Below are 13,214 nucleotides of genomic sequence, written 5' to 3'. Positions count from 1 at the left end.
AACCATTGGCAAAGGCGAAGAAGCAAACACCTTTAATGCAGCAATATAACACGATCAAGGCGAAATATCCGGGTGCGTTATTGCTGTTTAGAGTAGGCGATTTTTACGAAACTTTTGGAGACGACGCTGTTAAAGCAGCCGGGATCTTGGGGATTGTATTGACTAAGCGGGGAAATGGAACCGAATCGGAAACAGCACTTGCCGGTTTTCCACATCATTCTTTGGAAACCTATTTACCCAAATTGGTGCGGGCAGGACAACGTGTTGCTATCTGTGATCAGTTGGAAGATCCCAAACAAACTAAAACTATTGTTAAACGTGGTGTCACGGAACTTGTAACACCGGGGGTCTCCTATAACGACAACATTGTCCAGCAGAAAGCTAATAATTATTTGGCATCGATTTTTAATGAAAGAGGTCAATATGGTGTGGCTTTTCTCGATATATCTACCGGGGAATTTTTGGTAGCACAAGGAAGTGCGAGCTATATAGATAAACTTTTACAGGGTTTTAAACCGACGGAGATTATCTTGCCCAAAAAACAATATAAAGATTTTGTAGAGCAGTTTGGTGGCCAGTACTATACCTATACATTAGATGAATGGCCTTATACGGGAGATTACGCTACGGAGACGCTATTGAAGCACTTTGAAGTTAAATCCATGAAGGGTTTTGGTATTGAGCGAATGCCTTTAAGCACCTTATCTGCAGGTGTTGCCCTGCATTATCTCAATGAAACAGAACACCGTAATCTGCAACATATATCGAATATTTCCCGTATAGAGGAAGACCACTATATGTGGCTGGATCGCTTTACCATACGTAATTTAGAACTTATTGGCTCCGCAAATGAAAATGCGGCGACGTTAGTCGATATACTTGATGAAACCGCTTCACCTATGGGCGCACGGCTGTTAAAACGTTGGATGGTGATGCCGCTGAAGGACTTGAAGTCTATACATGAGCGACTGAACGTGGTGGAATATTTTTATAATAACCGCGAACTACGGGACGAGCTGATAAGGGAAATCAAGCAGATTGGCGATTTAGAACGTTTAATTTCTAAAATTGGCCTTCAAAAAGCAAATCCTCGCGAAATTACACAGTTGAAGCGGGCCCTATATGTCGTAGAAAAACTGAAAGGGTTGACTAATCAAGAAGCGTCCGAAGCATTGCGTGTCATTTCAGAGCAGTTGAACGTATGCCAGATCATCCGCGACAAAATGGAGCGGACCCTCCAAGCAGAACCTCCGGTAGCACTTAATAAGGGGAATGTAATTGCAAACGGTGTGGATGAGGAATTGGATAAGTTACGTAAAGTAGCTTTCGGCGGAAAAGATTATTTATTAGAAATTCAGCGTCGAGAATCGGAGGCTACGGGTATACCTTCTTTGAAAATCGCTTTCAACAATGTTTTTGGCTATTATTTAGAGGTGACAAATACGCATAAGGATAAAGTGCCGACATCTTGGGTTCGGAAGCAAACCTTGGTAAATGCGGAACGTTACATCACAGAAGAGTTGAAAGAGTATGAAGAGCAGATATTGGGTGCGGAGGAAAAAATACAAGCTATTGAGAATCGTATCTACGCCGAGCTTTTACTTGATATTGCCGCCTATATCAAACCCATTCAGCTGAATGCACAATTGATAGCTAAGCTGGATGTACTGCTGAACTTTGCATTGATCGCGGAGAAGAACTATTATGTCAAACCACACCTTCATGAAGGGAAAGTGCTCGATATCAAGGGGGGGAGACATCCCGTTATTGAAAAACATCTGCCAATAGGCGAAGATTATATCACAAATGATACCTTATTAGACCCCGAAACCCAACAGATCATTATTATCACTGGACCCAACATGGCCGGTAAATCGGCGTTGTTGCGCCAGACAGGCTTAATTGTATTGATGGCTCAGATAGGATGTTTTGTGCCGGCAAAAGAGGCGTCTATTGGTTTAGTAGATAAAATTTTTACCCGGGTGGGTGCTTCGGATAATCTTTCCTCGGGAGAATCAACGTTTATGGTGGAAATGAATGAAACCGCCAGTATTATGAATAACTTGTCTGACAGGTCGTTGATATTATTGGATGAAATCGGACGAGGAACAAGTACTTATGACGGGATATCCATCGCATGGGCTATCGCAGAATTCCTACATAACCATCCTGCTGCCCGTGCTAAAACCCTCTTTGCGACACACTATCATGAGCTTAATGAACTTACGAATTCCATGTCACGTATCAAAAACTTCAATGTGACGGTCAAAGAGATGAATAATAAGGTGATTTTTTTGCGAAAATTAATTCCCGGTGGGTCAGAACATAGCTTTGGTATCCATGTAGCGAAATTAGCAGGGATGCCCCCCAAGTTAATCGGACGCGCCAATGAAATTTTGAAACGGTTGGAGCAAGAACGTACAGGAGGAGAGCAGATTAAAGATAGTATGCGCAAGATACAAAAGCAAGCCTATCAGTTACAGATGTTTGCCATCGATGACCCTGTTTTGGAAAAGATAAGGGATATGTTGAATAATCTGGACGTAAATACGCTGACACCGGTGGAAGCGCTTATGAAGCTGGATGAGATACAGCGGTTATTAAAGAATTGATTGATAGTATAACTTTTTTTAGAAAAAAGTTATGCAAAAAAGCGTCGCTTCGGATGTTTTACATTGTGGGTAGTACTAAGGATGAATTTCTACAGTTGTAAAACATCCGGATGCGACATTCCAGGTTAAGAGGGGTTCATGCAGTGTATTGTCCCACCCTTAACTTTTTTAGGTTTGTAGAAATATTCCTTTTGCATTACAAATCCTCTCAAATAGCCAAAACGACGAGTTTTATGGATTTGTGTTTATTTTGGTATCCATGAGCTCGCTTCGCTCCGTTTTGTTTAATTTTTTGCGGAAAAAAAGTAAAAGAAAAATCTTATTAAAACCTAAAAAACAGTTGTAAGCTTCCGTAATTTGGTTGGACTGACGTTAGAAGATTGCTATCCCAGTTATAGGGGACGTAATGATAAGCAGCTTCTAGTCCAACATAGGTTTTTCCCGATAGATGGCGCATAGCGGACAGTGCCAGGGTACTCCGCATCGTATTGATATAGAAATAGCGAACATTCTCCGTTTCGTAATAGTCATAACCATCATCGTAATAGCTTTCGTTGACTTCTGACAACCCGGTGGTTGCTAGTTCCCAGAATAATCCAGCTTTAGGAGCGATAATAAATTTATCATTGTCAAAAATCTTGTACCCGACTGTCCCGCCAATACCCAGACTCGCAGTTGATCTGATGATTTCTACGTCGTCATATAGCCTATATTCCACCTCCCTGTCATGGCTTGTGTTGATTCGGACCTTTAACCCCGCTTCAAACAAAAAGGGATTGGAGAGTCTAGAAGAAAATAAAACACCGAGAGTGGGGCTTGTTTTAAATACGGGATTGGACCCTGTTAATGGAACTTCAGCGCCAGCATAAATACTCACACCGTGTCGATATTTATCGGGAGATCCAACTCTTGGTTTCTCCTCACGCGGCACTACCGACGGAGAGATCCCGCCATGAAGGTCATAAAACGCATTAATATCGTCGGCAAACAGCAGCGCAATTTTCTCTTCTTGTTCGGTCAAATTATAAGAAGGGGAGTTTAAAAGCGCTAATGCTTTCATTTTAATAAGCGCATCAATAGGGTGTCTTAAGGGAACAAAATCAAAATCTGCTTTGTTGTTCTGGTAGATTTCCACATACTTTTCTTCTACAGAATAATCCCAGCGCATGACCAATATCTCTTGATAATTTTTTGCTAAATAATCCGCGATGACATCGCCGGTAGTTTTTTTCTCCATCAATGCGCGGAGGATGCGAAGACGCTGTGTAAACTCATTTTCGCCACATACGCTTTGTATAGTGTTTAAGACGGTTTCCAGTTGTTCAAAATTATTCTTGCGAAAAATGTCAACTAGTTTATCCAAGGCTACTTTCGTTACCTGTTCGCAATCTTGCCATCTTCTAGATATCTGGTGTTCTTCCCCATAACTATGCATAGGAAGGGAAGCAAGCTGTATAAACAGAAGAAATGTTAAAAATTTAGCCATGGCTCCATGAATCACCAACCAAAGTACGGAAATTTCTTTATTTTTCTTTTTTTACCTCAAAAAAAGAAACAAAAAAAATCGTCGCTTCGAATGTTTTACATTTGGGATAGTATTAAGAATTAGTTTGTACAGTTGTAAAACATTCGGATGCGACATTTTAAAGTTAAGGGAAGGTTTGTACATTAATGCATTGTCCCATTCTTAACCTTGAATGTCGCATGCAAATTTTTGAGGTTGTAGAACCCCATCCTTAGTACGATCCCTTTCCTCAAAGATTTGAAGCGACGAGGTTTTGCTTCTTTTTACGGGAAAAAGAAGTTAAAAAATTACCTTTGCAATATGCGTTCAATTTTTCGTTTTAAACAGTTTGAGATAGATCAAGGCAATTGTGCGATGAAAATCAACACAGATGGTGTGTTGTTGGGGGGCTCCACCTATTTTCCGGAAGCGAAACGCATATTGGATGTCGGAACGGGTACTGGTGTTATTGCATTGATGCTCGCACAAAGTCATCCGCATACCCTTATCGATGCTGTCGAAATTGAAGAAGATGCTTGTCAGCAAGCCAATATTAATTTTCAAAAATCAGATTTTGCAGAACGTCTACAGGTGTTTTCAGGTTCATTTGCTGATCTCCAACCGGAATTAGCTTATGATTTGATCGTATCGAATCCACCGTTTTATACGAATTCACTTCATAATCCCGATATGCGAAAACGTCTAGCAAAACATACGGACATGTTGTTTTTTGAAAAACTGTTGTCTTTTGTATCGCGTTACTTAACAGACAACGGGCAATTCAAACTGATTATTCCGGTCGCGTTGGCAGACGAAGAAATTGCGCCTATACTTGCTGACTATAAATTGTATGTGCAGGATGAAATAACCATATCGTCTTTTTCGAAGGAATTGCCGATCCGGAAAATATGGGGGATTGGAAAGAAAGAAGTACTCTTGGAAACACAGGCTTTTCATATTTATGCAGAAAGAGGCATTTATTCTACCGACTATAAAACATTATTAAAGCCTTATTTTTTAGCATTCTGACATGACAAAGATTGGACTTATATCGGATACCCACGGTCTTTTAGATGACGCCGTTTTTAAATATTTCGAACCGTGTGACGAGATATGGCATGCAGGTGATTTTGGATCGGTCGCCATCGTCGATACACTAGCCGCTTTTAAGCCTTTTAAGGGGGTGTGGGGTAATATTGATGGAAAGGATGTACGTGCAGTATGCCCAGAGCATCAACGTTTCTATTGCGAAGAGGTAGATGTATGGATGACGCATATCGGCGGTTATCCGGGGCGATACGCCGTGCAGGTAAAGCCGGAAATTGTTCTTCATCCGCCAAAACTTTTTATCTGTGGCCATTCTCATATCCTAAAGGTACAGTTTGATCCAAAACTGAGTTTGTTGCACCTTAACCCTGGTGCCGCCGGTAAACAAGGCTGGCATAAGGTACGTACGTTGATGCGTTTTGATATCAACGGCGATAAAATAGAAAACCTAGAAGTGATTGAATTGGGCATACGATAATTCGTAAAACTTACAGGCTGTCCCGAACCTCTAGTAAGAACTTTTTTAATCGTTCCAACGAATCAATAACCCGCTGGTTCTCTTTTACTTCATTTTTATTGGAGCGGATATAATCTCTTGCTCCCTGCAATGTATATCCCTTATCTTTTACCAGATTGAAGATAATTTTTAGATTAGCGATGTCGTCTTGCGTGAAAAGGCGATTCCCCTTTTTGTTCTTTTTGGGTTGTATAATATCAAACTCCCGCTCATAAAAGCGTATTTGTGATGCGTTTACACCAAACATGGCGGTCACTTCACCCATGGTATAGTATAGCTTGTTTATTTCACGTTCTTTGTACGGCATATCTTCCAAGAATTTGTAACCTTAACAAACAAATATACAATCTAAGTTTGGATTTTAAAATATATCCAACAACTCCGCATCATTGTTCTACGTTACAAGATAAGCAGGAATATGATCTAAAAAGCAAAGGCCATTGATAACTGAAAAACGCTATTTGAAAAATCGTATTCCGTACTAGAAGAGTTTACAAAAGAATTTAGCCCATATAAATATCGACAACTGATTTGATAAGTGTAAGATAAATTAATGCCGATTCCGCCAAAAACAGCAGCGTCTATTTTAGATAATTTTGCATCTGGATTTTTAGTGGTGTAATAATCTTGGAGGTCTACGCTCTCTTTGGTTTCTGTATTTTTCATTTTAGCAGTGGACAAATAACCGAACTGCATTCCGCCTTCTAGATACACGTTATCCAAAAATGGTCGGTCGCTCCTTCCCAATCCGAGTTGTAAGGAGATCGGGAGGGCAAGATAATTCAGCCGTATCTCTTGCTTATTGTCACGTAGGTCTGCCCCTTGCGCAGAATACAACAACTCAAACTGTGCACGGCCTCTAGATTGGGGGGCGAACGCGAAATTGTAAAACAGACCACCATGAAATGTAGTCAATGTCATGGATTCTTCATGCAGACCTTTTATATTGGGGAGATTTAAACCTCCTTTAATGCCGTACATTGTTTTTCCGGGCTGGGCGTGTGCCATGCCGCATAGACATATGCAGATGACCAATAATTGTAAGTTTTTCTTCATGTTAATAATATGTTTTTATCGTGTAATGAGTTGGTAAAGATACACGTGATTGCCAAGTAATGGAATACCCAGTAAGGGGTATTTTGAAAATTCTTGTCGACATGCTGTTGCACGCGCAAGGCTCTTTGATAAACCGGAATTGATATATGTGCTCCATTTACGGAGGTTTATGTTTTCAGCGTTGGTATCGTACGATGCGGAAACCTGTACTGAAATCCCGTCCGTTGGGATACAATTGTGTTAGACTGTTCCACTGACATTGCGCAAAATGACTGTCCCAGCTGCCTCCTGCCGCGGTGCGCTGTTTATTATCTTCTGGTTCGTCCAACCATTCCCATACGTTGCCCTGCATATCGTAAAGCCCAAAGCCATTCGGTAGCTTTTGTCCGACAGGTTGCGTGCTTTCCGCTGCATTTTCACCCCACCAGGCGACGTCATCGATCACTCGTTCCTCCAAGTTGTCCAGCGCGGCATACTGCCAAACCTGTTTTGCAGGCAGATCAAACCACTGACCTGTTTTCTGGCTGAGCCATAACGTATAGTCCTTAGCTTCCTGCCAGGTGATACCCACCATTGGATGATCGGCATGCCAACCCCAGGCTGGTGCTGGCGGCATCGGGATTTGTTGCGCCTGGCAGTAGGTGCGGTACTGCTGCACGGTAACCGGGTATTTGCCCAGCCAAACCAGACGGGCTTTGATTTCCGGCATAGGCATCATCTCTGGATAGCTTTTGTCGGCATGCTGCTTGCGAATACGGAAATCGAGCATCGTGTCCATATTCGATAACGCCTGTTGCACATGCAAGGCTTCCCGGTAGTTGCGAAGCGGTAATGCCAGTGTCTGGCGGTTTTCGGTTGCGACCTTATTTCCGTGCAAGTTATCGCATATAGCTATTTCCACTGGCTGTCGGAACGTCAGTACAAGCTTTATAGCCGTGTCCCTCTGCGGTGATACGATATCTATCGCTTTGATCTGTTGGAGCTTCACGTTATACACCGCATAATGGCTTCCTTCCATCACGCTGTAAGAAAAACCATCCGGTTGGAAAGCATCCGCGAAACGTAAAAACTGTGTGTAATCAGACGGACCGATGGATTGTGTAAATCGAGTTTCCAAGAAGGATCGCGCCGCACTTGTTGGCTGGGCTAGTGTGGTGGTGTAAGCTACGTAAAATAGGAGGCAGGATAGTATAAATTTCATGATAGTGCCGGTTCTTATTTTCGCGTTTTTTCTTTTTCCAGTATATCAGCATTGGTTACATAAAGTGCCATATATGGATTTTCCATGTCGGTCTTTCGCATGAGGATATAGAATGGCTTGTCAAATACGAGTTGCTTCGGTACCGGCGGATCATCCATTGGATAGGCACCGTCATTGATGATGATCTCTGCCTCGGTTTTCATGCTGACCCCATGTTGGTTCAAACCAAACGTAATCTGTTGCTGCGCGCCGGTTATGCTATAATCTTTCTTTTTTACAAAGAATATTTTTTTTAAAAACTGGTGGAATTGATGGCGTTCATCGAATTCAATTTTGGGGATATATACCACGTCCAAGTCGGTCAGCTGATGTTGACCGCGCTCATGTCGGCAAGCAGCTAGTAAGTCGGCATACATCTGCTCAAAGGTGCTATATACCGTATCTGTTTTGAATAAGAACAATTCGTGGTCTTGCTCTTTGGGCAAGAGCTGCAAAATAAAGTGATCATCGTCGCGGTAGGCGGCGATATGGAGCCGGTTCATATATTCCGCGTTCTGAAACCCGCTGGTGCCAAAAGCATTCACAGTTTTGCCATCGAAGGTTATGCCGTTGGGAAAGTCTACGAATGCGGGCACAAAATGGAGGTTGACTTCCTGTTTGGTGGTCACGCTGAGCATTCGTCCTTCCCGTACAATTTTCCGTTCGTAATCGTCTTCATCCAGCGCCTTTTTTATGGACTTGCTACCGTCTAGTTTGTGCAGGTCGGCAGATTCGGTATTTACCTGTCCGGATATGTTAAGTTCCTTTCGCACGACTTGCCAGGCAAGGGGGAAGCTCACGGCATATACGGCGTTTTTACCCATGGGAAGCTCCTGCTGCATGGTCGGTGCGAAGTAGAGGCTACCGGTGTCCAATGTGACGTCATAAGTTGTCTGGTTAATCCGTGGTGACTGACAGGCATGGACGAACGTGCTGATGAGAAAGCAGAGCAATACCCACATTGCCGTGTTCATATGTAATGGTGTTTTCATTTTCGTCCTCCAAACCATTCTTCTTCCAGTGAAAAAGCGATGAGCCAATCTAGGCTTTCGGGGAAAACCATGACATCGCCATGCCAGGTGTTGAACAAGTCCTCGTGTTCGTGGTCGGAAAGCGCGGCAAGGGATAGCTGCAGTACGAGACCATAATTGAGGTAATATACATATACCGACTGATCTTGCAGACCAAGTGCTTGTATTACTTGTTGTATCGCATCGCGGGTCCCGTCTTCTGAGGGGATGCCGTTGTAATTTGCATATTCTGGTAAATCCGGTACATAGCGCAGCTCGTTCGTAGACGGAAATCGGTCGAATACCGTATCAATTAGCTGCTTCAAACGAGGCTTTTGCAGATGATCGGGTTGAAATCCGTAGACATCGTAGGGTGTTCGAGCAAGGGCTTGTTTTATATAAGGGTGATATTCCGTAGGTATATTCAAGAGTCCGGCGATTTGGTACGCAGCCCCCTGTTGACACAGATAGTCGAAAATTTCCTGTACAGGTGTTATATACCTTTCGATGTAGGTCTCTGCTTTTAGCTTGATCTGTAGTTGCTCGCGTTTTTGCGCTAGCTGTGTACGTTTGTCGTGTTCCATGTTTTAAGCAAATTTTTTACAGCTATACGCTAGTTGTCCAAATTAGTTTTCCAATAACCATTTCCAAATAGGTATAACATCTATGGATTTGTCGTTGATCTGCAGTGTTTTTTCGGTGTCCCGGGTAATGATAAGTAACTTTTGACACGTCAGAACTTTGGTCAGCTTCACTAATGCATTGACTTCTCGATCAAAGGTGTCTGGGCTGCTATCCAGATCGTAGCATACTTGTATCGCTGTTTCAGATTCGGGAATATAAAAATCGACTTCCACGTTTTTGTGATAGAAAAAAACGGCATCTTCCCGTCCCAATTTTCGTAATAAGGTGATGGCAACTAGATTTTCTAACAATGCAGTATTGCCATCAATTAAGAATAGATTTAAAAGCCCGTTATCAATAAAATAGTATTTTGGTTTGGTCTCTTTTTCAACCAATTTATCGGTGATGTTCTGTATGGGAGTAATCAACCAGGCATCTTTTGCATAGTCTATATAATTGATTACCGTACTTGTTCCAATTTTTGCTCCTGTTGATGAAACAATATTACCTATACGATTAAATGAAATCGGCTGTTTTACACTCTCTGCCAGCTTCTTGATCATTATCCGCAAAGCAAAAGTATTGTCGACGGAATATCGGACTGCAATATCGCCTAAGTAAATTTTCTGATAGACACTTGTTAGGTAGTCCCTTTTTGCGGCGAGTGTAGCTCCTTCAGGAAAACCACCGAAATAAAAGTAATCATTGAATTTTCTTAATATTTCGGCCTTACCGGCTGTAGAAGTCAATGTTTTCTGAGAAAAATCGATACCATTTGCCGTTAAAAACTCCCTGAAACTGTAAGGGTAAACTTCCACAGCGATATATCGCCCCCCAAGGGTGGTCTGAATGTCCTTGCTTAACATTTTTGCATTGCTTCCTGTAATGTAAACTCGGTGTTTCGTGTCTGCCAGCCTGCGGGCAAACTTCTCCCAACCATTGATATTTTGAATTTCGTCCAGAAAAAGTATAGGTTTTTTGCCATATAATTCAAGATGTATCTCCAAAAGAAGATTGAGGTCCTGAACTGTCATACCCATGAGACGTTCATCTTCAAAGTTGATGTATAGCAGTTCATCTGCTGACACGCCCTGTTCCAAAAGTTGCTGCATGCGCTGATAAAGCAGAAATGATTTTCCTGCCCTGCGTATACCGACAAACACATAGTTGCCAAATTCCTCAAATGTAAAATCACGTGGATTCACATCGAAATTAGGGATCTCTTCGCGGAAGTCAGCCAATACATTCTTTATTGTTTCTTTATCTGTTTTCTTCATTTTGTCTTATAGATAAGATAAAAATACATTATTTTTGTCTTGTAGGCAAGACAAAAAACAGAAATCTTGCTATTCGATATCTAGCAGCTCGGTATTGTTGATCCATAGTACCAGGTACGGCGAAATATGATCGTTCCGTTTTTTGACGATGATATAAAAGGGCTTATCTAATACCATGTTTTTCGGTTTGGGGCCTCCTCGGGGCAGGCCGTCCATATCCACGCCCATGTTCATTTCGACTGCCAGTTTGGTGCCTGTTTCGTTCAGCAGAAAAGCTACTTTATGTTGTACGCTAGCCAATGTCAGCTGCTCATTTCCATTGTGTAGCACACTGCCGGATAGCTGCGGATATTCCCCTTGAACACCCAGTGCTACCCGAGGAATGACCACGCGGTCATAAGGTGTCCAGCTGTAACGCCATAAACGATCCGGAATGGTCATGTCCGCGCGGCCGTGCTGAATTTCTTCTTGCAGATCGGCATACATAGCGGCGAATGTCGGGTACTTCTTGTCGGTTTTGTAGATTAAAACCTGCTGTTTCCGGTCGGTTGGCAGCAAACCAATAATGAAATGATCATCGTCACGATAGCGGTGGATCTCCATTTGCTTATGTAGCTGGTCAAAGGAATTTTCGCTCATGCCAAAGGCATCCACCGGTACGCCGTTAAACGTCGTGCCGGAAGCCATGTGTTCGAAATACGGCTCGAATAGGATCGTGGCATCTAATGTTGCGGTTAAGGAAATCGTGTTTTCGTCACGCACGACAGCTGCCTGAAATTGCTTTTCATTGACACTATTTTTGTCCACCGCAGCATGAGCAAGCTGTTGCAAAGCCTGCGACTGCTCGTTAGCTTGGATAGTTTTTCCAAGCTGTTCCTGCAAAGCAGACCAGAGGAGGGGCAGGCTGGCATATACAGCATTTTTATCGAACGTTATGGCTTGTTCCATGGTCGGAAGCCAGTGCGTTTTGGGATAACTCGCCGGAGGCAATGCAGTGGGCAGCTGTTGGAGCCGGCTTTTGGACGTAATTCCGCAGGATGCGGTTAAAAAGCATAAGCAAAGAAAGAAAATAGGACGTAATATAGCGTGCATGATCAAATATAGTTAATCAACGTGGATTTCCAATCGGTTGTTTTGGTGGAAACAATCGGGTTCGGTTTCGTCCAGGCAGAGCCGATTTTTCCGTCCAACACCGACTGCGTCGATGATATCGCCTGAAATGCCGGCATTCACCACATATTGTTTGATAGCTGCGGCTACTGCTTGTGCATAGGCAGTTTCTTGTGTATCGCTGCGGTTTTGTTGGTGGCTATGTATACGGAAAATGTAACGAAAGCCTTCCTGTTCGTATGTTTTGATGACAGCAATAACGCTGTCCAGCGCGGCATAGCTTTCCGAGGGCAATACGGAGGTGTCGTAAGCAAAGCGGATATTGTTAGTGAGTTTTTCCAAATGGTTGTTGGCTTCAATGGTGTACATCACACGTACGGCTGCCTGTCCGTCAATATAGCCACTTTGTTCATATTGTATTCGTTTAAAGATTATACCGGAAGCTGTAACAAGTAATGTTAGCATAATCATAATCATGTAGATCTTTTTCATGTTTCCCGGTTTAGCTAAATTGATCAATATCTGGTCCGACCACGAAGCCGTGTTTTTTCAAAAGCTGTTCGGACAGGCTACTGCTGCTTGAAAGCGATAACCAATGAATATTTCCCCGGTTGCAAATGAAAAAGCAAAAACGCTGCTTTTCGTCTACCCAAAAGATATATTCAGACAGTTCGCCGTCTAGTCTGGATAGCCAAAAGAAAGCATATAGCAAGTCGTCCAAATGATCGGGATCCGTCCGTAACGCTTCATCATAAGCTGCATCTCCAGTATATCGGTTGAGAAGCTGGCGTGCCTGTAGCAGTCTGCTGTCCTGATGCTGAGCATTGCCAAAAAGGTCTGTTTTGATAAATGACAGGATAATAAGTTGGGTACATGTCAGATCATGCAACAATGCGCGGAGATGCATGGCCAGATCCTTCGGGTAGTGTTGTATATCATCATGCGGCAGCATGGCGATAAAGTTACCGTGATGCTGTGTGTCCCCGCTAGTGTGGTAGTGCAGTGCATCATACAGCGGATCGTCAGCGTCGTTGTATTCGGGATCGAAGGATTGCTGCTGAAAATCGGTAATCAGCGATGCGATAATGGGGTATGCTTCAAATACTTGTTTTCGGGTGATGGTATGCATGTCTCTAAAGGTAAGAGTTGTAATTTGATTAAAAATACCCATTAATGGGTATTTTTAATGTAGAGGGGGTGGTTCCTTCGGAAGGTTG

The 13,214-nt window shown here is 42.8% G+C and carries 13 protein-coding genes; 3 read left to right on the top strand and 10 right to left on the bottom strand.

Annotated features, from left to right (window positions below; translation table 11 throughout):
• Positions 1-35: 35 nt before the first annotated feature.
• Complete coding sequence (gene mutS / locus H8B06_RS13930; protein WP_190994879.1) at positions 36-2,612, top strand: DNA mismatch repair protein MutS; 2,577 nt, start codon at positions 36-38, stop codon at positions 2,610-2,612.
• A gap of 322 nt (positions 2,613-2,934) precedes the next feature.
• Here mutS and H8B06_RS13925 read toward each other — a convergent pair whose 3' ends face one another.
• Positions 2,935-4,098 (bottom strand): hypothetical protein, encoded by a 1,164-nt coding sequence (locus H8B06_RS13925; protein WP_190994878.1) that lies wholly within the window; start codon positions 4,096-4,098, stop codon positions 2,935-2,937.
• A gap of 339 nt (positions 4,099-4,437) precedes the next feature.
• On the opposite strand from H8B06_RS13925, the gene H8B06_RS13920 reads away from it, so the two are divergent.
• Complete coding sequence (locus H8B06_RS13920) at positions 4,438-5,145, top strand: tRNA1(Val) (adenine(37)-N6)-methyltransferase (RefSeq protein WP_190994877.1); 708 nt, start codon at positions 4,438-4,440, stop codon at positions 5,143-5,145.
• Position 5,146: 1 nt separating this feature from the next.
• Positions 5,147-5,641 carry a metallophosphoesterase family protein gene (locus H8B06_RS13915; RefSeq protein WP_190994876.1) on the top strand — a complete coding sequence of 165 codons (495 nt, stop codon included), beginning with the start codon at positions 5,147-5,149 and terminating at the stop codon, positions 5,639-5,641.
• 10 nt (positions 5,642-5,651) lie between these two features.
• Here the strand turns inward: H8B06_RS13915 and H8B06_RS13910 are convergent, their stop codons facing one another.
• The 9 genes from H8B06_RS13910 to H8B06_RS13870 form a co-directional block, all read right to left on the bottom strand.
• On the bottom strand, positions 5,652-5,987 hold the full coding sequence (locus H8B06_RS13910) for a MerR family transcriptional regulator (protein ID WP_130141571.1): 336 nt from the start codon (positions 5,985-5,987) through the stop codon (positions 5,652-5,654).
• Positions 5,988-6,103: 116 nt separating this feature from the next.
• A complete protein-coding gene (locus tag H8B06_RS13905) occupies positions 6,104-6,736 on the bottom strand; it encodes an outer membrane beta-barrel protein (protein WP_190994875.1) in 633 nt (210 codons plus the stop codon).
• A 175-nt stretch (positions 6,737-6,911) separates the two neighbouring features.
• Complete coding sequence (locus H8B06_RS13900) at positions 6,912-7,937, bottom strand: formylglycine-generating enzyme family protein (protein ID WP_190994874.1); 1,026 nt, start codon at positions 7,935-7,937, stop codon at positions 6,912-6,914.
• A 14-nt stretch (positions 7,938-7,951) separates the two neighbouring features.
• Positions 7,952-8,950 (bottom strand): hypothetical protein, encoded by a 999-nt coding sequence (locus H8B06_RS13895; protein WP_223857677.1) that lies wholly within the window; start codon positions 8,948-8,950, stop codon positions 7,952-7,954.
• Positions 8,951-8,964: 14 nt separating this feature from the next.
• On the bottom strand, positions 8,965-9,570 hold the full coding sequence (locus H8B06_RS13890) for a hypothetical protein (RefSeq protein WP_190994872.1): 606 nt from the start codon (positions 9,568-9,570) through the stop codon (positions 8,965-8,967).
• 42 nt (positions 9,571-9,612) lie between these two features.
• Positions 9,613-10,887 carry an ATP-binding protein gene (locus tag H8B06_RS13885; RefSeq protein WP_190994871.1) on the bottom strand — a complete coding sequence of 425 codons (1,275 nt, stop codon included), beginning with the start codon at positions 10,885-10,887 and terminating at the stop codon, positions 9,613-9,615.
• A gap of 69 nt (positions 10,888-10,956) precedes the next feature.
• Positions 10,957-11,979: a hypothetical protein gene (locus H8B06_RS13880; protein ID WP_190994870.1), complete on the bottom strand. Its 1,023-nt coding sequence runs from the start codon at positions 11,977-11,979 to the stop codon at positions 10,957-10,959.
• A 12-nt stretch (positions 11,980-11,991) separates the two neighbouring features.
• A complete protein-coding gene (locus tag H8B06_RS13875; RefSeq protein ID WP_190994869.1) occupies positions 11,992-12,489 on the bottom strand; it encodes an OmpA family protein in 498 nt (165 codons plus the stop codon).
• A 10-nt stretch (positions 12,490-12,499) separates the two neighbouring features.
• On the bottom strand, positions 12,500-13,168 hold the full coding sequence (locus tag H8B06_RS13870) for a hypothetical protein (protein WP_190994868.1): 669 nt from the start codon (positions 13,166-13,168) through the stop codon (positions 12,500-12,502).
• Positions 13,169-13,214 lie beyond the last annotated feature (46 nt).

Origin of the sequence: Sphingobacterium micropteri (assembly GCF_014692515.1) — a bacterium.
Taxonomy (GTDB): domain Bacteria; phylum Bacteroidota; class Bacteroidia; order Sphingobacteriales; family Sphingobacteriaceae; genus Sphingobacterium; species Sphingobacterium micropteri.
The sequence above is the reverse complement of the archived record's forward strand: the minus strand, read 5'-3'. Positions and strand labels throughout refer to the sequence as shown.